The organism is Collinsella sp. AM12-1, from assembly GCF_003472325.1.
Taxonomy (GTDB): Bacteria; Actinomycetota; Coriobacteriia; order Coriobacteriales; family Coriobacteriaceae; genus Collinsella.
Genome location: NZ_QRLS01000002.1, coordinates 155,699 through 181,203 on the forward strand (window position 1 = coordinate 155,699; position 25,505 = coordinate 181,203).

General features: G+C 59.6%; 22 protein-coding genes, 1 other RNA gene and 1 riboswitch. Of the genes, 10 read left to right on the plus strand and 13 right to left on the minus strand.

The window, feature by feature from the left end; translation table 11 throughout:
• Positions 1-201: 201 nt before the first annotated feature.
• Together rnpB and rpsA are read right to left on the minus strand one after the other, a co-directional pair.
• Positions 202-563: RNase P RNA component class A (rnpB, locus tag DW136_RS02105), an RNA gene on the minus strand.
• Between the two features lie 323 nt (positions 564-886).
• Entirely contained in the window at positions 887-2,053 is a 1,167-nt protein-coding gene (gene rpsA / locus DW136_RS02110) for a 30S ribosomal protein S1 (protein WP_022095232.1), read from the minus strand.
• A 315-nt stretch (positions 2,054-2,368) separates the two neighbouring features.
• Here rpsA and DW136_RS02115 point away from each other — a divergent pair, with 315 nt between their 5' ends.
• On the plus strand, positions 2,369-3,127 hold the full coding sequence (locus tag DW136_RS02115) for an HAD family hydrolase (protein ID WP_117629411.1): 759 nt from the start codon (positions 2,369-2,371) through the stop codon (positions 3,125-3,127).
• Here DW136_RS02115 and DW136_RS02120 read toward each other — a convergent pair.
• Complete coding sequence (locus tag DW136_RS02120) at positions 3,124-4,443, minus strand: serine dehydratase subunit alpha family protein (RefSeq protein ID WP_117629410.1); 1,320 nt, start codon at positions 4,441-4,443, stop codon at positions 3,124-3,126. The two genes, DW136_RS02115 and DW136_RS02120, sit on opposite strands and share 4 nt — an antisense overlap.
• Positions 4,444-4,713: 270 nt before the next feature.
• On the opposite strand from DW136_RS02120, the gene rpiB reads away from it, so the two are divergent.
• Positions 4,714-5,181: a ribose 5-phosphate isomerase B gene (gene rpiB, locus DW136_RS02125; protein ID WP_117629409.1), complete on the plus strand. Its 468-nt coding sequence runs from the start codon at positions 4,714-4,716 to the stop codon at positions 5,179-5,181.
• Between the two features lie 175 nt (positions 5,182-5,356).
• Here the strand turns inward: rpiB and ndk are convergent, their stop codons facing one another.
• The 4 genes from ndk to DW136_RS02140 all read right to left on the minus strand — a co-directional run bounded on the left by ndk (position 5,357) and on the right by DW136_RS02140 (position 9,325).
• Positions 5,357-5,761 carry a nucleoside-diphosphate kinase gene (gene ndk, locus DW136_RS02130; protein ID WP_055251725.1) on the minus strand — a complete coding sequence of 135 codons (405 nt, stop codon included), beginning with the start codon at positions 5,759-5,761 and terminating at the stop codon, positions 5,357-5,359.
• Positions 5,762-6,145: 384 nt separating this feature from the next.
• Complete coding sequence (gene argH, locus DW136_RS02135; protein WP_117629408.1) at positions 6,146-7,576, minus strand: argininosuccinate lyase; 1,431 nt, start codon at positions 7,574-7,576, stop codon at positions 6,146-6,148.
• 118 nt (positions 7,577-7,694) lie between these two features.
• On the minus strand, positions 7,695-7,865 hold the full coding sequence (locus tag DW136_RS09945) for a hypothetical protein (protein ID WP_158551645.1): 171 nt from the start codon (positions 7,863-7,865) through the stop codon (positions 7,695-7,697).
• Between the two features lie 233 nt (positions 7,866-8,098).
• Positions 8,099-9,325, minus strand: coding sequence for an argininosuccinate synthase (locus DW136_RS02140; RefSeq protein WP_118288974.1), 1,227 nt, complete (start codon positions 9,323-9,325; stop codon positions 8,099-8,101).
• A 554-nt stretch (positions 9,326-9,879) separates the two neighbouring features.
• On the opposite strand from DW136_RS02140, the gene DW136_RS02145 reads away from it, so the two are divergent.
• A complete protein-coding gene (locus tag DW136_RS02145) occupies positions 9,880-10,707 on the plus strand; it encodes a Cof-type HAD-IIB family hydrolase (protein ID WP_117629407.1) in 828 nt (275 codons plus the stop codon).
• Between the two features lie 211 nt (positions 10,708-10,918).
• Here the strand turns inward: DW136_RS02145 and polA are convergent, their stop codons facing one another.
• Entirely contained in the window at positions 10,919-13,669 is a 2,751-nt protein-coding gene (polA, locus tag DW136_RS02150; RefSeq protein ID WP_117584208.1) for a DNA polymerase I, read from the minus strand.
• A gap of 166 nt (positions 13,670-13,835) precedes the next feature.
• On the opposite strand from polA, the gene DW136_RS02155 reads away from it, so the two are divergent.
• Positions 13,836-15,233 (plus strand): aminopeptidase, encoded by a 1,398-nt coding sequence (locus DW136_RS02155; RefSeq protein ID WP_117584209.1) that lies wholly within the window; start codon positions 13,836-13,838, stop codon positions 15,231-15,233.
• A gap of 103 nt (positions 15,234-15,336) precedes the next feature.
• Positions 15,337-16,146, plus strand: a complete 810-nt coding sequence (locus tag DW136_RS02160) for a YaaA family protein (protein ID WP_117584210.1) — start codon at positions 15,337-15,339, stop codon at positions 16,144-16,146.
• 23 nt (positions 16,147-16,169) lie between these two features.
• On the opposite strand, the gene DW136_RS02165 is transcribed toward DW136_RS02160, so the two are convergent.
• On the minus strand, positions 16,170-16,691 hold the full coding sequence (locus DW136_RS02165; protein ID WP_117584211.1) for a hypothetical protein: 522 nt from the start codon (positions 16,689-16,691) through the stop codon (positions 16,170-16,172).
• 63 nt (positions 16,692-16,754) lie between these two features.
• A riboswitch (TPP riboswitch) is annotated at positions 16,755-16,870 on the plus strand.
• Between DW136_RS02165 and thiC the strand changes: the two genes are divergently transcribed.
• A complete protein-coding gene (gene thiC / locus DW136_RS02170) occupies positions 16,863-18,197 on the plus strand; it encodes a phosphomethylpyrimidine synthase ThiC (RefSeq protein WP_099431544.1) in 1,335 nt (444 codons plus the stop codon). Its footprint overlaps the riboswitch before it by 8 nt.
• Before the next feature lie 178 nt (positions 18,198-18,375).
• Positions 18,376-19,206 carry a bifunctional hydroxymethylpyrimidine kinase/phosphomethylpyrimidine kinase gene (thiD, locus tag DW136_RS02175; RefSeq protein WP_117584213.1) on the plus strand — a complete coding sequence of 277 codons (831 nt, stop codon included), beginning with the start codon at positions 18,376-18,378 and terminating at the stop codon, positions 19,204-19,206.
• A 252-nt stretch (positions 19,207-19,458) separates the two neighbouring features.
• Here thiD and DW136_RS02180 read toward each other — a convergent pair whose 3' ends face one another.
• The 4 genes from DW136_RS02180 to DW136_RS02195 all read right to left on the minus strand — a co-directional run bounded on the left by DW136_RS02180 (position 19,459) and on the right by DW136_RS02195 (position 22,596).
• Positions 19,459-20,118, minus strand: coding sequence for an SGNH/GDSL hydrolase family protein (locus tag DW136_RS02180; RefSeq protein ID WP_117584214.1), 660 nt, complete (start codon positions 20,116-20,118; stop codon positions 19,459-19,461).
• A gap of 78 nt (positions 20,119-20,196) precedes the next feature.
• Positions 20,197-21,336 (minus strand): TIGR02452 family protein, encoded by a 1,140-nt coding sequence (locus DW136_RS02185; RefSeq protein WP_117584215.1) that lies wholly within the window; start codon positions 21,334-21,336, stop codon positions 20,197-20,199.
• Between the two features lie 141 nt (positions 21,337-21,477).
• Positions 21,478-22,173, minus strand: a complete 696-nt coding sequence (locus DW136_RS02190; RefSeq protein WP_117584216.1) for a Bax inhibitor-1 family protein — start codon at positions 22,171-22,173, stop codon at positions 21,478-21,480.
• 84 nt (positions 22,174-22,257) lie between these two features.
• Positions 22,258-22,596: a hypothetical protein gene (locus DW136_RS02195; protein ID WP_117715971.1), complete on the minus strand. Its 339-nt coding sequence runs from the start codon at positions 22,594-22,596 to the stop codon at positions 22,258-22,260.
• A gap of 250 nt (positions 22,597-22,846) precedes the next feature.
• Here DW136_RS02195 and DW136_RS02200 point away from each other — a divergent pair, with 250 nt between their 5' ends.
• The 3 genes from DW136_RS02200 (at position 22,847) to DW136_RS02210 (ending at position 25,401) form a co-directional block, all read left to right on the plus strand.
• Complete coding sequence (locus DW136_RS02200) at positions 22,847-23,896, plus strand: inorganic phosphate transporter (RefSeq protein WP_117584218.1); 1,050 nt, start codon at positions 22,847-22,849, stop codon at positions 23,894-23,896.
• 67 nt (positions 23,897-23,963) lie between these two features.
• Positions 23,964-24,587 (plus strand): DUF47 domain-containing protein, encoded by a 624-nt coding sequence (locus DW136_RS02205; protein ID WP_117584219.1) that lies wholly within the window; start codon positions 23,964-23,966, stop codon positions 24,585-24,587.
• Between the two features lie 283 nt (positions 24,588-24,870).
• Positions 24,871-25,401 carry a nitroreductase family protein gene (locus DW136_RS02210; RefSeq protein WP_117584220.1) on the plus strand — a complete coding sequence of 177 codons (531 nt, stop codon included), beginning with the start codon at positions 24,871-24,873 and terminating at the stop codon, positions 25,399-25,401.
• Positions 25,402-25,505 lie beyond the last annotated feature (104 nt).

Consider the following 25,505-nt stretch of genomic DNA (forward strand, 5'->3'; position numbering starts at 1 on the left):
GATTTGGCCCGAAAGAGGAGGGAGCACGCCTTATGGCGGCGACCGACGAATGAGCGCCAAATCGGCCAGCTGACGCCGTCGAAGGCGAGAACCCGTCAGCGCGAGCAAGGTGCCTTGAAAGCCGAGGGCATTGACCTTATGGTCATGCCCGAAGGTTTGAAAGGCAGATTGCCGCGCTGACGGGTTCGCAGCGTCAACAAAGTGCCGAGTGGGCCGATAAGCCGGGTTCTGTCGTGAACGGTCATTTATCTTGTCTGCACGTTACCGTGCAGCTCCACGCACGCTACCCGAACGCGGACCGGGCCGGCCCATAGCGTTCCTATTCGCGCTTGCTCCGGATGGGGCTTGCCAAGCCGCCGTGTTGCCACGACGCTGGTGGTCTCTTACACCACCGTTTCAGCTTTTCCCTTTACGCCTTGCGACGCAGGTGGGAGTCTTCTTTTCTGCGGCGCTTTCCGTCGGATCACTCCGCCCGGCCGTTAGCCGGCATCCCGCCCTCTGGAGCCCGGACTTTCCTCACGCGTACCGCAAGCAGTACATCGCGCGACCGTCTGGCCCACTCAGCAGTGCAAGAGTGTAGCACACCGCCGCCACAGGCAACGGCACAACACAAGCGCTCGACACGATAAACCAAGAAGCGCCCATGCGCTACAATAATCCCGTCGATGGGCAACGTTGTCAGTCGAGACGCGACCGCGCTCCGCACCCCTCCGTCTACTCGGTGCGTTCCCGCCTCCTCCCCGAGGCGGGATGTCGGCTTTTTCATGCACCGACAATTCAATAGCCTGTGGACAGCCCGGCAGCATTGCGCATCTCGGTGCCAAATGCAAAAAGGGACCCGTCCATTACGGACGGATCCCTTAAAACAAGTGATCGTCAAACCGATTTACTCGGCGTCAGTCTCCTCGTCCTTCTTCTCGGAAGGCAGCGGGGTAACCTCGATCTCGACGCCCAGAGTCTCAGCAGCGGACTTCATGGACAGGGAGATACGACGACGGTCGAGGTCGATCTCCATGACCTTGACCTGAACCTTGTCGCCCACGTGGGTGACCTGAGAAGGCTGATCGACGTGCTTGTTGGCCATCTCGGAGATGTGCACCAGGCCCTCGATGCCCTCGCCCAGATCGACGAAAGCGCCGAACGGGACAAGCTTGGTCACAGTGCCCTCGACGATAGCGCCGACGGGATACTTCTTGACCAGTGCGCGCCACGGATCCTCGGTGGTCTGCTTGAGACCCAGGGAGATGCGCTCGCGGTTGAGATCGACGTCGAGAACCTCGACCTCGACCTCCTGGCCGACCTTGACAACCTCGGAAGGATGGTTGACGTGGTTCCAGGAGAGCTCGGAGATGTGGATGAGGCCGTCGATACCGCCGAGGTCGACGAAGGCGCCGAAGTCGACGATGGAGGAAACGGTGCCCTGGAGACGCATGCCAGACTTGAGCTTGGACAGGATCTCGGAGCGCTCGGCCTTACGGGACTCCTCGAGCACGACGCGACGGGAGAGGACAACGTTGTTGCGGTTGCGGTCCATCTCGATGACGCGGGCCTCGATGCGGGTGCCCATGTAGGAGGTGAGGTCCTTGACGCGACGGAGGTCGACGAGGGAAGCGGGCAGGAAGCCACGCAGGCCGATGTCGAGGATCAGGCCGCCCTTGACAACCTCGATAACCTCGCCCTCGACGTTCTCGCCGGAGTTGAACTTCTCCTCGATGCGGTTCCAAGCACGCTCGTACTCGGCACGCTTCTTGGACAGGACCAGACGACCGTCCTTGTCCTCCTTCTGGAGAACCAGAGCCTCGATGGGATCACCGAGTGCAACGATGTCTGCAGGGTTAGCGTCCTTGCGGATGGACAGCTCGCGGACCGGGATAACGCCCTCGGACTTGAATCCGATGTCAACGAGCACCTCGTCATGCTCGATCTTAACGACAGTGCCGTTAACGAGATCGCCCTCATCAAAGTCGGTAATCGTACCGTCGATGAGGTTGTTCATCTCCTCCTCGTTGACATCGTCAAGAGAGAAAATGGACGAGTTCTGAATCTCACTCAAAGGTGGACCCCTTTCGAACTACGGGGCCCCGATTGCTAGGACCTACAGAAGGGTGCGACAAGCACACAACGTTTAGGAACACTCGGGAGCCGACAGATACTAATGTGACGCTTATGCAATCACGTTCGTATAGGTTACGGGGAAATGAGTTCGATTTCAAGCGTGAACTGCCATTTTTTACTCGTATGGAGACTTTTTCGCAATCTTGTGAACGACTGTCTCCACAAGCTGACGATAAGCAGTTGGGCATACGGCTTTGGAGTAAAGTATCCCAAGCCAACGATTCTGGAACGATTTTTCGAGAAAGGTGCCCGCGTGCTCAAAGCAGTCGTTTTCGATATGGACGAAACGCTTCTTAGCATCAACCTCAACGCGTTCATCCTTCGATATTTTAAGGATGTCTCTTCGATGCTCGCGGATATCGGGCGCCGCAGCCGCGGTGGCACGATGGCACGCCTCGGCACCATCCTGGTCGACCTCAACGCCAATCGCCGCAGCAGCACGGACAATCGCACCAATCTTGAGTTTTACCAAGAAGAGGTCGAGCGCCGATGCGGCATTTGCCTCTCGGACCCACTTATCTACGAGGCGTTTACCTACTACGACCGCGAAGTTCTTCCGTACAAGAATGACGAACTCATCAACGCCCATGCCATGCCGGGCGCACACGCCGCGCTTCAGACCGTACAGGACGCAGGGCTGCGCTGCGCGCTCTTTACCAACCCCAGCTTTCCGCAGGGGGCCATCGAGTGCCGCATGGGTTGGGGCGACCTGGCCGACGCCCCCTTTGAGCTCGTCACGCACATGGGAAACGCCACCCGCTGCAAGCCTGATGCCACCTACTATCTAGAGCAGCTTCAGGTGATGGGACTCGAACCGCACGAGGTCCTTATGGTGGGCAACGATCCCAAACGCGACTTCCCTAGTCCCGCCTGCGGCATTCAGACTGCCTATGTAGGCCAGGGCAAGCCCAACCGAGTCACCTGGCGCGGAACCATGGAAGGCTTCGCCCGCGACTTTAACGCCGTAGTAGAAGCCTTCTACGAACACCAAGTAGCCGACGAACTGTCCTAGCACACTTGGGTTTTGCCGATCATGATGTTGAGGATCTCGACATCGGTATCTTTCATGCCCACACGGCCTACGTAGCCCATACTGGCGATTGTCTGCTCAACGGTATCTTGGATCAGGCCCTCGCCGGCGCGGAAGCCGCGACCCTGCATGGCCATATCATGGCCCAGAATCGCTGCATCGACGGCAGCCGAGATCTTGGCGGCACAGCTCGCCTTGGCGCCGTCGCACACGATGCCGCCCACGTTACCGAGCGTATTCGAGACCGTCGCGCCAATCTGCTCGCGCGTGCCACCGCACAGCCAGGTAATCGCAGCGCCGGCGCCGCACGCGGCGCAAATAGCACCGCAAAACGCCGAAAGCGCACCAATATAGCTCTTGATATGCACGGCGATAAGATCGGACAGCATCACGGCGCGCACCAGACGCTCGTGGTCGCAACGCAGGTACTCGGCATACTCCATGACGGGCAATGCGCAGGTAATGCCTTGATTGCCCGAGCCGCACACAATGGCGACCGGCAGCGCGCAACCGTTCATGCGGGCGTCGGACCCGGCGGCCGCACGGGCACGGGCACGGCAGGCGACGTCATCGGCACGAGCACCTAGCAGCGTACGACCCACCTCGGCGCCCCAAGCGTGCGCAAGGCCCTCGGCACTGATTGCGCCATTCAGCTCAATCTGACGCTCAACGGCAGCGCGGGCGCCCTCAATGTCACCGTCCTCGATAAAGTCGATGATGGAATCAATGGACATGGGCGTATCGGCGTTATCTGCCGCCCGCTCGGCCACCACGCGCTCGGCGCAGGCGGCGCACTCCCCCGCCGACTTGCCGCATACCGGAATACCATCGAGCGTATGGCACGTGACATTAGTGTGGTGATCGGTAATCTCGACGACCGCGGTATGGCCCCCGGCCGTCGCAGTCACCTTGATGTAGAGGTTGGGCACACCCTCGACAAGCGACACATCGCAGTAGCCAGCGTCGGCGAGGAGCTCGGCCACACGAGCGCGGTCTTCATCGTTAACGCTCTCGAGCACCTCGAGCGCGCTCTTGGCGTCACCGCCCACGGCGCCCAGCACGGCCGCGGCCTCAATACCGTGCATACCGCCCGAGTTGGGCACGGTCACGCTCTTAACGTTCTTGATTATGTTACCCGAGCAGGCAACATCCATATGATCGGGTTCGCAACCGAGCGTCTGGCTCGCCAGCGCCGCTGCATAGGCAACGGCAATGGGCTCGGTGCAGCCGAGTGCACAGACAAGCTCGCGGTTCAAAACATCGCAAAACGCGGCATCACGGATGGAATCGGTAGGCATAGGTATCTCCTGCTTGCATAACGGGCTGGACTCTCAAAAAAGTTAGCTCCTTTATTTGATAACAATGCATCAAAAACCGCAACCACGGTTCCGGCGGACGGCGCTCAAGCACAAACTGGCGGCATTCATTCATGAAAAGCAGGTCTTGTTGCATGCTAAAGCGTTTGACCAAAAAACGCCCGAGCGTTTACACAAAAGTCGCGCTATCATGCAGTCGAACGCGGTAAAACCTTTAGCAATTCCGCCGCACGGACCAGAGAGGAACCACTCATGAAGATCGGTATCGGTAACGACCACGCCGCCGTCGAGCTCAAGAACATCATTTCCGAGCACCTGAAGGAGCGCGGCTGCGAGGTCGTGAACTATGGCACCGACACCTCCGAGAGCTTCGACTACCCCATCGCCGGTTACAAGGTGGGCAAGGCCGTGGCCAACGGTGACGTCGACCTGGGTATCTTGATCTGCGGTACCGGCGTCGGGATTAGCCTGGCTGCCAACAAGGTCGAGGGCGTACGCGCCGTCGTGTGCTCCGAGCCCTTCAGCGCCAAGCTCTCCCGTATGCACAACAACACCAACGTGCTGGCCTTTGGCGCCCGCGTCGTGGGCTCCGAGCTCGCCAAGATGATTGTCGACGAATGGCTCGACGCCGAGTTTGAGGGCGGCCGCCACGAGCGTCGCGTCAATCTCCTCAACGAGATCGACCAGACCCGCGGACTAAAGATTGTCGACGAGGCCTAAAGACTTACAAAGCCATACGCTAGCGCCAGCCCCCGCCCGGAAGAAACATCCGGACGGGGCTCTTTAGTAGTTTTCTATGCGTTTACCAAAAATCTACCGGAATAAAAGGGCGCCGCGGTTGGAATTCCGCGGCGCCCAAGCCACACGCTAACAGCTTTAAGGAGTCAAAGCTGGTTTAGCCAAAGAAGCGCTTGATCTCGATCTCGGCGTTCTCCAGGCAGTCGGAGCCGTGGATCACGTTGGCGTTGACATCGACAGCGAAGTCGCCGCGAATGGTGCCGGGCGCAGCATCAAGCGGGTTGGTAGCGCCCATAAGGGTGCGCATCTTGGAAACAGCGGAGAGACCGGAAACGACCATCTTGACGACCGGACCGCTCGTCATAAAGTCGCAGAGACCGCCAAAGAAGGGCTTGTCGGCCAGATGGGCGTAGTGCTCCTCGACGGTAGCGCGCTCGAGCGTGGTCATCTCCATGCGCTCGATGACAAGGCCGCTACGCTCAATACGAGCAACGATCTCGCCGATCTTGCGATCGCGCACCGCGTCGGGCTTAATCATGATGAAGGTCTTCTCGATAGCCATAAGGTAGCCTTTCAAGTAGGTTCGCGCGTGCCCAAGTCCCATTCCGGCACCCGCCTGGACTGCATCGTAACAGAGTTTTAGCTGCAGTTAAACAAAAAGCTGTTTATTGAAACGCTGCAATTTATTAAAGCGCTCCATATATGTCACTTCTGTTTCGAAGCCCGATTAGAGTACCATCCGACCGCTCATCAACCACATGGAACAGAGCGGGCGGTCGGTTGCCACCCGCGAACGTACCCCCTTCACAACCTGCCCAAAGGTCCTACAGAAGTTCTCGACAAGCCCCTCCCCCATAGCAGCAAAATAGGGGCGCCCGCATCAGCAGACGCCCGTAAAGCTAAAACGATTTATCAATAAATGGACAATACGTCTTCAGCCAAACCTCTACTTTGCCCCGTGGCCCATCTCGACGACCTTGGATAACGAGCCAAACACACCCTCATCGGCCGCGAGCTGCGCCTCGGCGCTTCCCAACTGCACGGCAACGGCAGCAGGGGCGGTACCACCCTCGGTCGTGCGCGCGGCGACAATCGACGGGATGTCGAGTGCCTCGGTAATGTCGCGCTCAAAGAGCGGACTTGCCTCCTGAAACACCTCAAACGGCAGGTCCTCAAGATTGCAGCCGCGCTTCTCACACATCAGGACAAGATGACCCACCACGGCATGTGCCTCGCGGAACGGCAGGCCGCGCTTTGCCAGGTAATCGGCAACATCAGTGGCTGCCAAGTGGCCCACACCACACTCGCGCGCCATGGCGTCCTCGTTGACAGTCCAGGTCGAGATCATGCCGGCCATAACCGACAGGCACTGCATGAGCGTGTGAGCGGTATCGAGCGCGCCCTCCTTGTCCTCCTGCAAGTCCTTGTTATAAGCGAGCGGCAGGCCCTTCATGGTCACAAGCAGCTGCACCAGGTTGCCATAGACTCGGCCACTCTTGCCGCGGATAAGCTCGGCAAAGTCGGGGTTCTTCTTCTGCGGCATGATGGACGAGCCGGTGGAATACGAGTCGGAAAGCGTGATAAAGCCGAATTCGGAGCTCGACCACACCACGATCTCCTCGGAAAGACGCGACAGGTGCATGGCCATGACGGAGCCGGCGTAATGCAAATCGAGCAGGAAATCACGGTCGGAAACCGCATCGAGCGAGTTGGGAATCACACCCGCAAAGCCAAGCTCGGCAGCTGTCATCTGGCGATCGAGCGGATAGCTCGTACCGGCAAGAGCGGCAGCACCCAGCGGGCAGTTGTCAGCGGCATCAAAGGCAGCCTTCAGGCGTGTAAAGTCGCGCGCGAACATCCAGGAATACGCCAGCAGATGATGCGACAGCAGCACGGGCTGAGCATGCTGCATGTGCGTGTAGCCCGGCAGAATCACCTTGTCGTACTTCTTGGCCGCATCCACCAGCACATGGCGCAGCTCAAGATTGGCCTCCATGAGTTCCTTGGCCAGCGCCTTGACGCCCAGACGCGTATCGGTCGCCACCTGGTCGTTGCGCGAACGCCCGGTATGCAAGCGCTTACCGGCCTCGCCGATGCGGCGCGTCAGCTCGCTCTCGATGGACATATGAATGTCCTCATCGTTGATATCGAAGGTGAAGTTGCCGGCATCGATATCCTGTTCGATTCCGGTCAGGCCCTCGGCAATCGCCTGCTCGTCCTCGGCACTAATGATGCCCTGGGCCGCCAGCATCTTGGCATGCGCCTTAGAACCGGCGATATCCTGCTTATAGAGATGTTTGTCAACCGGCAGCGACGCGCCAAACTCCTGCGTGACCTCGGCCACTCCCGCCTCAAAACGACCGCCCCAAAGAGCCATGGAACCGTCCCCTTTCTCCAAATACCAAAACAAGCGCCCAAAGCAATGAGCCATGTCGCTAAAGCGATTTTTCAACCGCAAGTTTTACACATTCCCCACCGTGCACGGGGCCATGTAGCTAATATGCAAAGAAGTGACGCACGAGGCACTTGGTGCCCAACGTCTCCCTCCGGATGTTGCCTTGCGAACCATCGATCCAGGCCTTCAGGCTCATAGGAACATCCTCGACCTTTGCAGCATCGAACTCGGGCGCGAGGGCAAGCAAGGCATGCGCGATAGCGTTGAACATAATGGATACTCCTCATATATATAGGCACAGAGCCGCCAAATTGATAGAAGGAGCCCCGCTGGACAACCCCGGCGGGGCTCGGACTCAGCCGTAGACGCGGCATCATTTATGCGGGCGGAACGTAGGGGCCACCGATGTTAAGAAGTGTCAGCAAGCATAACGAAAGGTAGGGACCCCGTGCGCCCGTTATGTATCACGCGGATGGGCCGCGCGGATACCAAGGGAAGGAGGCGCTAGGCCTGGGCGGCAGCGGAGCTGGGACCCTGGACCTTTGCCCACGTCTTGAGCGACAGCGTATCGATCTCGATAAAGCCGGCGCTGGCCTTCTCGTCAAACGTGGTGTCGCGGTCGTAGGTAGCCAGACCGTAGTCATACAGGCTAAACGGGCTCTTGCGACCGACGACATGGCAGTTGCCCTTAAAGAACTTCAGACGGACGGTACCGGTCACGAACTTCTGGGTATCGGCCATAAAGGCATCGAGCGCGTTCTTGAGCGGGCTGTACCACTGGCCGTTGTACACGGCGGTGGCCCAATCCTGCTCGAGCTTGATCTTGGTCTTGAGCAGGTCGCCCTCGACGCAAATGTCCTCAAGTGCCTTGTGGGCGGTGATGAGCGTCAGGGCGCCGGGAACCTCATAGCACTCACGGCTCTTGAGGCCCACCAGACGATCCTCGACCAGGTCGAGACGGCCAAAGCCGTTGTCACCAGAGATCTTGTTGAGGGCGATGACGATCTCGGAGAGCTTCATCTTCTTGCCGTCGACGGCGACGGGCTTGCCGGCCTCAAACTCAATCTCGGTATACGTCGGGGTGTCGGGCGCGTCCTCGGGGTTCTTGGTCATAACCCAGGCGTCATCGAGCGGCTCGTTCCAGGGATCCTCCAGGTGACCGCACTCAATGGCGCGACCCCACAGGTTGTCGTCGATGGAGTAGGGGTTGTCGTTGGCGCCCTCGGGACCCGGCACGTTGTGGGCGTGAGCATAGGCAACCTCATCGGGACGGCACTTCAGATCCCACTCGCGAACCGGGGCGATAACCTTAAGCTCGGGGTCGAGGGCCTTGACGGCAGCCTCAAAACGAACCTGGTCGTTACCCTTGCCGGTGCAGCCGTGGGCGACGTAGGTCGCGCCAAACTCGTGAGCGACCTCGACAAGCTTCTTGGCGAGCAGCGGGCGAGACAGCGCGGAGAGCAGCGGGTACTTGTTCTCGTACATGGAGTTTGCGGCGATGGCCTTAGTCAGGAACTCATCGGAGAACTCGTCGCGCAGGTCGAGCACCTGGCAATCGAGAACGCCCAGGTCAAGCGCCTTCTGCTTCTTGGCATCCAAGCCGGTCTCCTCCTGGCCCACGTTGCCGCAGACGCAAACGACATCGAGATTCTTCTCGTCCTGGAGCCACTTGACACATACGGATGTATCAAGACCACCGGAATATGCGAGAACGACTTTTTCCTTGCTCATGGCTGTTTCCTTTCGCCCTTGGTAGCTAGTTAGAACATCGGTCAGTTGCAAGTCATTTCGAGGTCAAAAAACCGTGCAATATCAGGTTAAATAGCAAAAAGCGGCACAGCATGCCCTTGAAACATGCAGCAATGTCGTGCTAAAACCCAACGACCTCAAAATGACTCTGTTGGGGCATTTAGCCCCATGCGGACAGAGACGATTGTTATCGTCGTCGGGAAATTGCGCGCTGGCGTCGGATGGCATTGTCTGCAGTAGTGATAATCTTTACGAACTGCATCTGCCTCTCCTTTCACCTATCGCCGGGCGCAATTCTAATATCGTAAACGGTACCTTTTCCTCGGTAAGCGGTTGTTTTTCCGTCTCCGTTTTCGATGGTCGCTATATTACGCTAAAGTGCCTGCTGTACAAGCGACAAATTCAAATTTCTGAAAAGTTTTTTCATTACTTTGTGAATGATGATGCAAATATGCGCCAATCCTGCGAAAATACGCCCGACTATCAAGTAGAGGGTCAATCACCCGAAACATTCTGGAAACCGAAAGGCGCGTTTTATGCAGACTTACGAATCAGACGCCAACATCGGCAACATTAAGATTCTCGCTGTCGATATGGACAAGACGTTACTGACCGACGAGCGCGTGCTGCCTCAGGGCCTCGACGAGCGCCTGGACAAGCTCGCCGAGGCTGGCATCGTGTTCTGCCCCGCCAGCGGACGCCCCGCCCCCAAACTCGAGGAGATGTTTGAGGACATCAAGAGCCGCATCGCTTTTTGCCCCGATAACGGCGCGTGCGTTATCTACCGCGGCAACTATATCTATAAGAGCACTATCGACGTGGCGCTGTATCAGCAGGTCTTGAGCCGCGCCTCGGAGGATTCGCGCGCTGTCCCCGTCCTGTGCTGCTTCGACGAGTTCTATGTACTTGCCCGCGATCATCAATACCACGACGAGATCAGCGTCTACTACAACACGATCAACTACGTCGATAGCTTTGAGGGCATTGACATCGAGTCTAACAAGATTTCGATCTTCTTCCCCGCCTACGATGCCGAGCCAGCGTTTCGCGAGGACTACAGCCCGGCATTCTCGGACCGACTCTATGTCACCAATGCTGGCCGCGAGTGGATCGACTTTATGAACCTGGGCGTCGACAAGGGGTCGGGCGTAGCACATCTCTGCGAGCGCCTGGGCATCGATATCGCCGACGCCGCTGCCGTGGGCGATACGTACAACGACATCCCCATGCTGGAGCGCGTCGGGCATAGCTTTATCGTGGACAATGCCGAGGAGCACATGAACGCGCATGCCAAATGGCGCATTCCGAGCAACAACGACGGGGGCGTACTGACGCTCATCGACGCCATCTTGGCGGCTCGTTAACGGGGCTCGTCGGACCCAGCCGGGCGCCAAGATGGCGTCTTGAGTGTCTAGATACTTAGCTGAAATGATTTGAGCAGAGGGGAGCTCCTTGTTGGGAGGGGCTCCCCTCTGTTTTGGTTACTGTGGGACAAATTAATCAGTAGTGTTTGTCCCAAATCTTAAGTATGTGGGGGCTTGCGTCTTGGGCGAGCTTGCCTTACGGAGTGCTTCCCTATTTCGCGTCGGCCCAGGTTATGCCGGTGCTGGCTTCGGCGATCAACGGTACGCGGAGGTCTACGACGTGTTCCATGACGTCGCGGACCATGGTGGTTAGGCGCTCGACTTCGTCGACGGGGCACTCAAAGTCCAGTTCGTCGTGTACCTGCAGGATCATGTGAGCGGCAAAGCCTTCTTCTTCCAGACGGCGGCTCACGCGGGCCATCGCAATCTTGATGATGTCGGCGGCGGTACCCTGCATGGGGTGGTTCATGGCCGTGCGCTCACCAAAGCCGCGGAGCTGCGGGTTTTTGGCCTTGAGCTCAGGAATATGGCGACGGCGGCCGTACATGGTCTCGGCGTAGCCCGTCTGCTTGGCACGTGCCACCACATTGTCGAGGAACGTGCGCACGCCCGGGTAGGCCTCGTAGTAACGGTCGATCATGTCGCGTGCCTCGGCCATCGAGATATGCAGCGACTGCGACAGGCCGTAGGCCTGCTGACCATACACGATGCCAAAGTTCACGGCCTTGGCGCGGCTGCGCAAGTCGGGCGTCACCTCGGACACCGGCACGCCAAACACGCGCGCGGCCGTCTCGGCATGGAAGTCCTCGCCCTCGTTAAAGGCGCGCACCAAGTGCTCGTCACCCGAAAGATGTGCCAGCAGACGCAGCTCGATCTGCGAGTAGTCCACCGCCAAAAAGACGCTTCCCTCGCCTGCCGAAAACGCCGTCTTGACAGTACGCCCCAGCTCCGAGCGAGTCGGAATATTTTGCAGATTGGGGTCGCTCGAAGACAGACGCCCCGTCGCCGTGATGGTCTGGTTGTACGTGGTGTGCACACGGCCGTCACCACGGCGCAGCGGGCCCAGGGTGTCCAGATAGGTGGATTTGATCTTAGACTTCTCACGCCAGTCCAAGATCAGACGCACGATTTCGTGGTCACGCGCAAGGTCGCTCAGCACCTTGGCGTTGGTCGAATAGTAGCCGCGCTTAGTCTTCTTGAGGCCCTTGGTCGGAAGCCCCATCACATCAAAGAGCACATGCGACAGCTGCATGGGACTGCCAATATTAAAGGTCTCATCACCCGCTAGGTCGCGAATGCTGCGCTCGACCTCGGTGATCTGGGTCGCCAGGCCCTCGGACAGATTACGCAGGCGGTCGGGATCCACGAGCATGCCCGCGCGCTCCATCTTGGCAAGCACCGGCACGAGCGGCATCTCGATGCCATCGAACACGTTGGCAGCGTTCTCACGGGCCATGCGGTCGCGCAGCGGCGCCACGAGCGTCAGCGTCAGGGCCGCAGTGCGGGCAGCGGGAACAGGAGCGTGCTCGCCGGCACCCTCCGCGCCGCGCGCCGCAGGCAGCGCCATCTGCAGATAGGTATCAGCCAGATACGCCTCATCAAACTCGGAGCGGTCGGAATCCAGCAGGTAGGCGGCGACCACGGTATCGAAGATGCGCGTGGAATCGACGGCCAGCGGATCCATAAGCTCGGGCTCAGAAGAATCAATGGGCGAAAGCTCATGCAGCAGCGCCTTCATATCCGGGCTCGCCACACGGCCCTCCATAAACAGGCGCGCGAGCACGCCAGCGATCACGCCGCGGACGAAGTTGAAGCCCTCAACCTCAGCCGCCGCACCGCTGTCGCCCTCCTCGAGCGCGAACAGGCCCTTGGACGTCGCCAGCCACAGCGTGCGCGTCAGTCCAAAGAGCGCGCCCTCTTCCTTGTCGTCGTCCACCACGGCGGCGACCCACTCGCCGGCATCAATCGCGCGGGAGACCTCAGCCGCAACGGCGCCAAGCGCGTCGGCATCGCCGGCGGCGGCACGCGAAACGGCAGGCATCTCAAACGCGCTGCCAGCGGCCGCAGCCCCACCCTCGCCGCCAATCAGCGAGAGGAAACGGTTCTGCATGGCCGTAATGCCGAGCGTGCCCAGCGCCGCGGACACCTCGTCGGCAGAAAACGCCGGGAAGGACGTTGCGTCAAAGTCGAGCTCGACGGGCGCATCGGTGCGGATGGTCGCCACCTTACGGCTCAGCAGCGCGTCGTCGATGTGTGCACGCAGGTTCTCGCCCATCTTGCCCTTGACCTCGTCAGCGTGCGCAATGACCTCGTCCAGGCTGCCGTACTGTGCAATGAGCGCACTCGCCTTTTTGGGGCCGATGCCCGGTACGCCGGGAATGTTGTCCGACGTATCGCCCTTCAGACCGTAAAAATCGGGCACGAGCGCCGGCGTAATGCCGTGATACAGGTCGTCTACGCTCTCGGGCGTCATGATCGCCACGTCGGACAGGCCCTTGCGAGTCGAGACCACGTTAACGTGCTCGGTCACAAGCTGATACATGTCACGGTCGCCGGTCACCAGCAGCATGTCACAGCCGGCCTGCTCGCCCAGGCGCGCCATAGTGCCCAGGATGTCATCGCCTTCCCAGCCCTCGGACTGCAGAATCGGCACATTGAGCGCACCGAGCAGCTCCTTGATCATCGGAAACTGCGCATGCAGATCGGGGTCCATGGGCGGGCGTTGCGCCTTATACTGCGGCAGCATCTCCATGCGCACGCGCGGTTTGCCCTTGTCAAACGCCACGACCACACCGTCGGGGTTAAAGGCATCGATCATCTTAAGAAACATGTTCAGAAAGCCAAAGATCGCGTTGGTGGGGCGACCGTCCGGCGCGTTCATGGTGGGCGGCACGGCGTGGAAGGCGCGGTGCATGAGCGAGTTGCCGTCGATAACGGCAAAAGTGCGGCGCTTGTCAGACATATTAAATACCTCGCTTTGGACTGGGCACGGTTTGCTCACTCCAGTTTACACGCTCCCCGCCCCGCGGCCACCGCACATCAAGCTCCCCCGCCACCGTGAGCCCGCGCGTGATACGATGGCTCACGGTACATCAACCAGCACGATCGATCCGAAAGGAGCCTGCGTCATGGAGCGTCCCTGCGCATGGAAAAAGTACACGCCACAGCAAGTCGAGGAGCTCGAGGAGCTTTGCCGCGGCTATAAGCAGTTTTTGAGCGAGAACAAGACCGAGCGCCTGTGCGTCAAGACCGGTATCAAGATGGCCGAGGAGGCGGGATACGTCGACCTGGAGACTGTGATCGCCGAGGGACGCGCGCTCAAGGCCGGCGACAAGGTGTACGCCGCCAATCACGGCAAGGACCTCATGCTCGTCAACCTGGGCACCGCCCCGCTCGAGCAGGGCTTTAACATCCTGGGCGCCCACGTTGACTCGCCGCGCCTGGACCTTAAGCAGAACCCCGCCTTCGAGGCCGGCGACATGGCTTATCTCGACACGCACTACTATGGCGGCGTCAAGAGCTACCACTGGGTCGCTTCCCCGCTCGCGCTCGTAGGCGTCATCTGCAAAAAGGACGGCACCACCGTCGACATCAACATCGGCGACAAGGCCGACGATCCGGTCTTTACCATCTCCGACCTGCTGATCCACCTCTCGAGCGAGCAGATGGCCAAGCCCGCCAAGGACGCCGTCGACGCCGAGATCCTCGACGTGATCGTGGGCGGCCGCCCCGTCAAGTTTGACGAGGACGACAAGGACGCCCCCAAGGAGCCCGTCAAACAGATGTTCCTGGACATCCTCAAGGAACAGTACGACGTCGAAGAGGAGGACTTCCTCTCTGCCGAGATCGAGGTCGTGCCCGCCGGCCCCGCCCGCGACATGGGTCTCGACCGCTCCATGATCTTGGGCTATGGCCACGACGACCGCGTCTGCGCCTACCCCTCCATGCTCGCTCAGATCAACGTGGCAGACGTCGAGCGCACGAGCATCACGCTCATCGTCGACAAGGAGGAGATCGGCTCCGTGGGTGCCACCGGCATGACGAGCCGTTTCTTCGAGAACACCGTCGCCGAAATCATGACGCTCGCCGGCGAGAGCAGCCCGCTGGCCCTGCGCCGCGCACTCGCCCGCAGCCGCATGCTCTCCTCTGACGTGTCCGCCGGCTTTGACCCGGGCTACGCCGGCAAGTTCGAGACCAAGAACGCAGCCTTTATGGGTCGCGGCCTGTGCTTTAACAAATACACGGGCAGCCGCGGCAAGGGCGGCTCCAACGACGCCGACGCCGAGTACGTGGCCCTCATCCGCGACATCATGGACGAGGCGGGCGTTGACTTCCAGACCTGCGAGCTCGGCCGCGTCAACGCGGGCGGCGGCGGCACCATCGCCTACATCATGGCCGAGTACGGCATGAACGTCATCGACTCCGGCGTTGCCGTCCTGTCCATGCACGCCCTGTGGGAGGTCGCTAACAAGGCCGATATCTACGAGGCCTATCGCGGCTACAAGGCCTTCCTCGAGCGCGCCTAACCGACCCTTCATCAGTTGCGGTGAAATACGGACTAAACTGGCCCATAAACGGCCAAGACAGACCGTATTCCACCGCAACTTCCTTCTTGGCAGAGGAGAGTCCATGCTGCAGGTCATCATTTCGCCCGCCAAGCAAATGCGCGCGGCCCAAGATGCTTTTGAAGTCCAGGGCATTCCACCCTCTGCGCACGAGACGGCTCGCCTCCACCGCGCATTGCTAGATATCGAGCGGAATGAAGGCAGCGGCGGCCTGCAGGCGCTGTGGAACGTGAGTGACAAACTGCTGGGACCTTGCCTCAACACCCTGCGTGAGTTCCGGCCCATCCTGAATAACGGCGATCTTGACAATCCCGCACTCGCCCGTCACCTCTCCCCTGCCGTCATGTCCTATCACGGCATTCAATACCAGAGCATGGCGCCCGAGGTCATGGATGCCGCACAGCTCGCATGGCTGCAAGACCATCTGTGGATCCTCTCGGGCCTTTACGGATGCGCACGCCCCTTTCATGCCGTTGAACCGTATCGACTGGAGATGGGCGCGAAGCTCGCCGTCGACGATGCCCGAAACCTCTACGCGTTTTGGAGCGACAAGCTCGCGCGGGCTATCGCCCCGGCAGGCTCAAACACCACGATCGTCAACCTCGCCAGCGTAGAGTATGCCAAAGCCGTTCTGCCCCACCTCGCGGGCGACGCCACGGTCGTCACATGCCTCTTTGGCGAAGGCATCCGCAACGGCAAGCCCATCCAGCGCTCGACCGCCAGCAAAAAGGCGCGCGGCGCCATGGTGCGGTGGATGGCAGAAAACAAGCTCGAGGATACAAGCGAACTTACCGCATTCAACATCGGCTATCGTCACATCCCCGAGCTTTCAGACAAAGACTCCCTGGTTTTCATGAACGCGCGGGCACAATAGGCCCACCGTTTCCAAACACCCCGTTACTCCGCCAAGCCATCGGCCTTTGCAATCTCGCTCGTCGAGCCATCTTGATAAGTAATCTTTACGTGCTCGACCTCGGACACCGTAACACCCGCAGGAGGCTCCAGACGCCATTCCGTCAGGGCGATATCCATGGTCGTGGGGACGTCTCCCCGGTCTTTGAGCTGCACCGTCAGCGTTTTAAGCGCCACGTCGTAAGTCACGCGTTCGATTTCTTCACCAGGAATCGACCCACCACTCAACTGCAGCTGCACAAACTCGTCGCGCGGATACCAATAGTCGCCTGGAACGGCGAGCGTATTGGCATTACCGCCAGTACTCCTCACCGTCATAATCGGTAGGCTATCATCAGCCTCGAACTCCCATGCAGCGCCGCCGTGACCGCCAAACGTCCAGATACAAAAGGCAATCACCAGCACGGCAAGCACCGCAAAACCAATCGCGACAAGGCCATGGTGCGCACGGCTTTCCTCGGCCGATACATCCCATTGCGTCTCTCGATATAGATGCTTGTCTTCCATGTTCGCCTCCCCACAGGCACGCTCGTTAGGCCAATCGTACCCATTCGAGCTATACTTGAGCCCATTACATAAACGGGGAGCTTGCAGGACAAGACGGCAGGCTGAGACTGGGCGCGCCCGCCCTGACCCGCAAACCTGATATGGGTAATGCCAACGAAGGGAGCCGTGCCAATGAGCACACAGACCGAGCCCAAGCTCGTCACGCAAATCGACTTCGCCCGCGCCGGGCAGATCACGCCGCAGATGAAGGAAGTCGCCGAGCGCGAGCATCGCGACCCCGAGTACATCCGCGAGCGCGTGGCCGACGGCCGCATCGCCATTCCCGCCAACATCGTGCACATCAAAAAAGGCATGCGCGCCTTTGGTGTCGGCGAGGGCCTGTCTACTAAGGTCAACGTCAACCTGGGCATCTCGGGCGATAAAGCCGATGCCGCCGAGGAATGGAAGAAGGTCAAGATCGCCGAGGACTTTGGCGCCGACGCCATCATGGACCTTTCCAACTCGGGCAAGACGCGCCAGTTCCGCCAGCAGCTCATCGACGAGACGCCGCTCATGGTGGGCACCGTCCCCATGTACGACGCCATCGGCTACATGGAAAAGCCGCTGGTCAAGCTTACCAAGGATGACCTGTTCGAGGTCGTGCGCGCGCACGCCGAGGACGGCGTGGACTTTATGACCATCCACTGCGGCATCAACAAGTCGGTCACCAAGACCTTTAAGGAGACCGGCCGCTTGATGAACATCGTGAGCCGCGGCGGCTCGCTGCTGTTTGGCTGGATGGAGGTCACCGGCAACGAAAACCCCTTCTACGAGTACTTTGACGAGCTGCTCGAGATTTGCCACGAGTACGACGTGACGATTTCGCTCGGCGACTCCTGCCGCCCGGGCTGCCTCTACGACTCCAACGACGCCACCGAGACCGCCGAGATGATCGAGCTGGGCAAGCTGTGCAAGCGCGCTTGGGCCGCCGGCGTCCAAGTCATGGTCGAGGGCCCGGGTCACATGGCGCTCGACGAGATCGCCGCCAACATGAAACTGCAGAAGCGCCTGTGCCACAACGCCCCGTTCTATGTGCTCGGGCCGCTGGTGACCGATATCGGCGTGGGTTACGACCACATCACCGCTGCCATCGGCGGTGCCATCTCCGCCAGCTCCGGTGCCGACTTCCTGTGCTACGTGACGCCGGCCGAGCACCTGTGCCTGCCCAACGCCCAGGACGTGCTCGATGGCCTCATGGCCACTAAGATTGCCGCGCACGCCGCCGATATCGCCAAGAAGGTACCGCACGCCCGCGACATGGACGACAAGATGGGCCAGGCACGCCGCAAGCTCGACTGGGATGCCATGTGGAAGTGTGCTCTCGACCCGGTCACCGGCAAGAAACGCTACGAAGAATCCCCCGCCGCCACCGAGGGCACCTGCACCATGTGCGGCAAGATGTGCGCCGTCCGCACCGTTAACAAGGTGTTCGAAGGCACGACGATCGACCTCGGCATGGAGGACTAACTCGTCACCGGAGCCACAATCGGTAACATGGTGTTCGTCAATTGTTGACGTGTGAACATTTGCTTACATTTGCGTAAAGATTGCATCGCCCGCCCGGGTTCGACATAGAGTCGGCCCGGGCATCTTTATAATGCTGGCTTAAAGACCCATTTGATTCCGACCGAACAAGGGAGCAAACATGGATCGCAGTAAGGTACCTGCCGTCCTGTCCATCGCAGGATCCGATTCCAGCGGTGGCGCCGGCATTCAGGCCGACATCAAGACCATCACGGCGCACCGCCTGTATGCCGAGACGGCCATCACCGCCATCACCGCACAAAACACGCTCGGTGTCACCGCCGTGCAGAATATCTCCCCTGATATCGTCGCTGCGCAGATCGACGCCGTATTTGACGATATCCGCCCCAGCGCCGTCAAGATCGGCATGGTTTCCTCTGCCGAGATTATCGAGGTTATCGCCGACCGCCTGAGCGCCTGGAACGCGACAAACGTGGTCGTCGACCCCGTCATGGTAGCCACCTCGGGCGCACGGCTGATTACCGAAGATGCCGCCGAGGCGCTCACCCGCCGCCTGTTCCCACTAGCAACCGTCATCACGCCCAATATTCCCGAGGCCATGGCCCTGCTTGACTACGAGGTCGACTCCGAGCGCACACAGCAAAATGCTGCCATGCTCCTCACCCGCCGCTTTGGTTGCGCATCCCTCGTTAAGGGTGGGCATCTTGTCAACGAGGCTAACGATGTATTGGCCGAACCCGCGCCACTCGATGACGAGGGCAACCATCTGGGCGATCCGCTCACCACGTGGTTCCGCCACAAGCGCATCGAGACCGACAACACACACGGCACCGGCTGCACGCTTTCGTCCGCCATCGCCTGCGCGCTGGCCCAGGGCATGGATCTTGCCGACGCCGTCAACGGCGGCAAGGCCTACCTAACCGGCGCTCTGGCCGCCGGCCTGAACATGGGCAAAGGCTCCGGCCCCGTCAATCACATGTGGCAATATTAAGATTCGCAGCCCAAAACCGCCGCAAAGGGGACAGGCACCTTTGCGGTGGCTCCCACAAACATCTCGATCTGTAACAGTAACTCGGCAAAATCGACCCTAGATGTTACAGATCAAGACAAACAATCGATATCGACCTAAATAATCTTAATCTGTAACATCTAGCCCGTTTTCGGCCTTGGAACTGTTACAGATCAAGACAAACAAACGAAACAAGCCCCCGCAAGGGGAACTCTGTGGTGGTTTGGGGCCGTGCTACTCACCGAGCATCTCTTGGAGCTTGGCTGCCACGGCATGTCCCAAGCTCTCGTGGCTTTCGGGCATCATATGCAGATAGTCGATATCGCCCGGCTCGGCAAACTCGGCGGCATTCAAAAAGTCGCAGCCAAACTGCTCGGCCACGTGCGCATAGTACTCGCCAAAATGTTCAGATGCCTCGACGGAACGCTCGTCAAAATCGGTCATATATACATCGGCGATCTGCGGCTTGATCTTGATAGGAGCCATCAGCAGGATGCGCGGGCAAGGCGCAGCGTCGGTCCACGGAAACGCGCGGACGGCGCGAATCAGCGCCATGGCGCCACGGGCGATATCGGAAGCTGTCACGTTAAAGACCGTCTTACAGTCGTTGGTGCCCAGCATGATCACAATGGCGTCCAGCGGCTTATGGGCCTCGAGCAGCATCGGAAGCGCGCGAATGCCGTTGAGGTTAGTGTCCAGATGGCACATGTCGTCGCGTACCGTCGTGCGGCCGTTGAGGCCTTCTTCAATTACATGCCAGCCCTCGCCTAAGTCACGTTGGACCACGCCACACCAGCGCACATCCTGCGCATAGCGCACCGCGGTACCGTCGCGCATGCCCGCCGGATCATAGCCATAGGTGTTGCTGTCACCAAAGCACAGAACGTTTTTCATCTTGAGCTCCTCATTCAGTAAAAAGCCGACGGGGGCAACCCCTCCCGTCGGCTTGGCATATCACATCGCGCGCACCGCTTACAGGTACTTGCGCCAGTCATCCTCGTCCTCATCATCCTCGACTGCTGTCTGGGCCTGCTCGGCGGCGCGAGCGGCTGCGGCGCGGGCGGCAACCTGGGCATAGGACTCCTCGTTGCGCTCGGGGAAGTTTGCCAGCACGTGCTCGAACTTGGCAAAGTCCTCATCCCAGCGCGTAGAGGGCACGGCAAAGAAGACCTGCTTGACCTTGAAGTCGCCCGACGCGAGCTCCTTGCGGAAGAGCTCGGCCACGGCCTCGGCATCAAAGCCGTTGTTCTCGCAGCCCCAAGCACCCAGCACGAGCTTCTCGCGACCAAGCTCATCGCAGATGGCAAGGACAAAGCGGATGCGGTCGCGCAGGGCATCCAGCAGAGCATCGTCGCTCACGCGATACTCCTGGCGGGCGCGCCTAACGTTGGGCGCGGCGGCCACGATCACGTCGGCGTATGCATGCACGTGGTTGCGGTCGAAGCGCACCGCAGGCACCACCAGCGCACGGTTGCGGTAGAGCTCGCAGTTGATGTTGCGGCGACGGTTCTCGCCGTACCACTTACGCTGCTTATCGAGAACGTTGTACAGATACGAATCGGCGCACAGCGTGGCCTCCTGGCCCAGATAACCCTGAATATATCCACCGCCCGGATTGGTAAACGAGGCAAAGGCGAGCACGGCCATGTCGCAGAACTGCGCATAGCCGCGACCGTTATCGAGGATTGCCTGCGTGGCGGAGGCATCAAGCACAGTGACCTCGGGCAGGACCGGAGCGGGCTCCTCAGCAGCAGGCGCGGACTCGACTTCGTCGGTCTCCTCTGCGGGCGCAGGTTCAGCCGCAACCTCAGCCTCGGCGGACGCAACCTCAGCCTCGGCGGACGCAACCTCAGCGGACTCAGACTCCTCGGCAACCGGCTCCTCGGCAGCCGCAGCCTTCTGGGCCTTGGCCTTCATCGCCGCGACAAAGCCGGCAGGCATACCGTCGAATTCGCGAACGCCGGCAAGCGAGCGCTCGATATCCTTGGCACACGCCTCGGACACAGTTGCCACGTGACGCTCGGCGGCCTTGGCGCGGGCCTCGCGCTTGGGGTTGGGCTGTCCCGCGCGGTTGGGCCTGCGGTTACGGTTCCTGTTGTCGACGTCTGCCATACGTGGCCACCTTTCCTGTCGCTGCCGCTATCGGCTTTTTCCCATCCATGATACCCCGCCGCGCACAAAAAAGACGGCCCCGCAGGACCGCCTTTCGCATCGTTTTACCGCGTCCGACAAGAAACGCTGCAATCCCCCGCGCTAGTCGCGACGACCGAGGATGTTCAGGATGCGCAGGAACACGTTGATAATGTCCACGAACAGGTTGGACGCCATGAGCACCGCATTGGGCAGCGTGGGTGGCACCGTCGTGGCAACATAGGTGTCGTAACCAATAAAGCCGGCGAACACCACGATCACGATCAGGTCGGTGATGGTCTGCGAGACGCCCATGAACATCAGCACGATCTCAACCAGAATCGTGGCGAGCAGAATGCCAAAACCGATGCCATATACGCGCTGGAAAAACTTGGGGAACGTCACGCCCAAGGCGCCAAAGACAAAGGTGATGGCGGCCGTGGCGATAAAGGCAGTGTTGATGGTGGGCAGGTCGTAGTTGGCAAGGCCAAACGACGCGGTCAGGCCAAAGGTACTCGCAAAGATTACGTAGCCCACAAGGGACAGGCCCACGGACTGCTTGCTGGCGGCAGCTGACATCATGACGATGCCGACAATGGTCAGGATAAACGAGCCAAAAACCAGCGGCAGGGCGGCCCCGCTCATCATCATGCGCGCAAACGACATGGTGCTCGTAAAGTAGGCGCCGGCGCCCATGGCGCAAAAGCCCAAGAAGATCAGGGCAGACATGGCGAGATTGTACGCGCGCGGCGACATCTCCTTGGCGCGGCTTGCGCCGGTCTCGACGGGGCCGTTCTGATAGCCCTGGATATCGTTCATAGCTTCGTCCTTTCAAAAAGCGCCGCGAATGACGGCGCAGCAGATGACAAGATTCCTACCATTGTACCCGAACGCCGTGCGTCCCTACCTACGGCGCTCGCCCTCGAGCGTGCGGTCAAACGCCCAGACCCACCAACGCATCACGTGGGCCTGCGAGCCGTCCGGCCGTTCGCGCGCCTGGTCCTCCAGATACAACTCGGTCGCGTGCCCGCCAAAACGCACCTTATAGGTTGCCGTACGAATGCCGTGAACCGTCAGGCCAAACCCAGTGGTCGAGACAATCTCGTCAATCGTAAAGCAACGACCGTCGACCCAGCAGACGGTGACCGGCACGACCTGTCCGCCCGCGAGGATGCGAGCCACGACGTCCACATACTGCTTGTGCACGCGCCGAGTTTTGCCATCTGTCTGTCGATATTCCATGCCTCCTATTATCGAACGCATGTTTGCATGTTGTAAAGCGAACAGGCTGTGGTTTTGGGGTGCCGGAGCGATCGCATGTGTCCGCATGGTGTGTTAGCAAAAAGAACACCCACGGTCAACAGGGCTAATATTCATTTTTAGTGCCAAAAAATTCACTGCTCCCATCAGAACTCGGTAAAGAAACCCGCAGGAGGTGATACGATTTATCATGTTTCTGTAACGTGCCTGCAAACTTCGAGAAAGCCCATATATGGACGTAACGTTCTCAACCTTCCTCGGCCAACTTGTGTCGAACCCAGTCCTTGCCGTCACCGTGATCCTCGCGCTCGGCGCCATCTTCGTCAATGGATGGACCGACGCACCCAACGCCATCGCGACCTGCGTCACTACGCGTTGCATGCCCGCCCGCGCCGCTATTCTCATGAGTGCCGCATTCAACTTCCTTGGCGTGCTCATCATGACGCACTTTAACGCGAGCGTCGCCAACACCATCTCCCATATTGTCGACTTTGGAGGAAACAGCACCATGGCGCTCGCCTGTCTGTGCGCGGCGCTGTTCTCCATCGTCGTCTACGGCGCCACAGCGTCGCGTTTTGGCATCCCCACCTCGCAAAGCCACAGCCTTATCGCCGGCCTGACCGGTGCCGCCATCGCCCTCGGCGGTGCGAGCAGCGTCAACGTCCACGAGTGGATGAAGGTCATCTACGGCCTGGCGCTCTCCATCGGTCTGGGCTTTGTCATGGGCTGGGTCCTGTGCAAGCTCGTCTCGATTCTTTTCGCCGCCGCCAACAGGCGACGTGCCAATGTCTTCTTTAAATACGCTCAGATCGCGAGCGCTGCGGCCATGAGCTTTATGCACGGCGCGCAGGATGGACAGAAGTTCATCGGCGTGCTCTTTTTAGGCGTGGCCTTTGCCAGCGGCCAGACGAGCGTCGGCGATGCCGGCATCCCCATCTGGATTATGCTGCTATGCTCGGCCACCATGGGCATCGGCACCAGCGTGGGCGGCGAGCGCATCATCAAGTCCGTTGGCCAGAGCATGGTCAAGCTCGAAAAGTACCAGGGCTTCTCCGCCGACCTGGCGGGCGCCGCGAACCTGCTGCTTGCCACCCTTACCGGCATCCCCGTGTCCTCCACACACATCAAGACCTGCGCCATCATGGGCGTCGGTGCCGTCAAGCGCCTCTCGGCCATCAACTTCGGCGTCGTCAAGGACATGATGTTCACCTGGTTCTTCACCTTCCCCGCCTGCGGACTCATCAGCTTTGTCATGGCCAAGCTGTTCATGATGTTCCTCTAGTCAAACCGAACGTCCATCTGGACCGCAACACTTCGCCCACCCGTCTTCACCTCGAAAGGACCCACCCATGGCAAAGAAACCCGATTCGTTCTACTTTGACAACTACGTCGCCTGCGCCGACCTTGCTGTCCAGGCCGCAGAGTTGCTCATCAAGATTTTCGAGAACTTCGATCCCGCAAAGATTCACGATATGCTCGACAAGATGCATGCGATCGAGCATGCGGCCGACAAGAAGCACCATGAGCTTGAGGACGCCCTGCTCACCGCCTTTATCACCCCGCTTGAGCGCGAGGATCTGGACCTGATGAGCTGCTCGCTCGACACCGTGCTCGACCGTATCGAGGGCGTCGTGCAGCGCGTCTACTTCACCAACATCCAGAGCATCCATCCCGATGCCATCGTGATCGCCCACAAGGTGACCGACGCCTGCCGCGCCATGAAAGACCTGATGGTCGAGCTGCCTAACTACCGCAAGTCCAAAACGCTGCGCGAGCTCGTCATCCAGATCAACACCATCGAGTCCGAGGCCGACGAGCTCTATATCAACGCCATGCGTAACCTGCACGTTAACGGCAAGGACCCGCTCGAGGTCATCGCTTGGCGTGACGTGTACGCCTTCCTGGAGTACTGCGCCGACTGCTGCGAGAATGTGGCCGATGTCGTGGATTCGATTGTCATGAAGAACAGTTAATTGGGGGTACGTGTCCCGGCGGCGAAGGGCCGGCCACGGTTTGCTTTCTCACTCCGGCTGCTTTGCAGAGTCGTTCGAAAGTAAACCGTGGCCGGCCCTTCGCCTTACGTACCACCATTGGGAACTTTGGCTGATAGATTTAGCGCGATGGGGGTTTGGCTGAAGGGACCTTTGGTATCCGTTCGGACACTTTGGCCCTTGATGAGCGTTTGGCTGATTGCTGCTTTGGGTACTCTTTGGGTTACTTTTGGTTTGTTTGATTTTTAATTTTAGGAGGGCTTGTATGTCTTATTTGGATCTGGCTCGTGGTCGGTATTCTTGTCGTTCTTTTGAGGACCGTCCTGTTGAGCAGGCTGTGGTGGATGCCATTGTTGAGGCTGGGCGTATTGCTCCTTCTGCTTGTAATAATCATCCAGCCCGTGTGATGGTGCTGGATACGCCTGAGCTGTTGGAGAAGGCTGCTGCTTGTCAGCCTCGGTTTGCTCGTGATGGGTCTATCTTTGGCGCTCCGCTCATCTTCCTTATTTGCTGCGTTACCGATGATGCTTGGGTACGCCCGTATGACCAGATGAATTCCAGTGAAATCGATACGTCCATCGTGTGTGATCAGATGATGATGGAGGCCACCGAGCAGGGCCTAGGAACGTGCTGGGTATGCCATTTTAAGCCTGAGGTGGCACAGGAGCAGTTCAATCTGCCCAAGGGCGTCTATCCCTATCACATGCTCGTCTGTGGCTATCCCGCCGACCACATCGCCGATCCCGAGCATCGCGAGGCCCGCACTATTCCCCTCTCCAACTTCCTCCTCAAGTAGTTTTTGGACATACCTTAAAATCTACCCTTGACCGCTCACCCGTCGCTGAGTTCTGCGCCACTATGTGCAGGGCTCGGTTTTTTTATGTTACGCACCCCGGCACA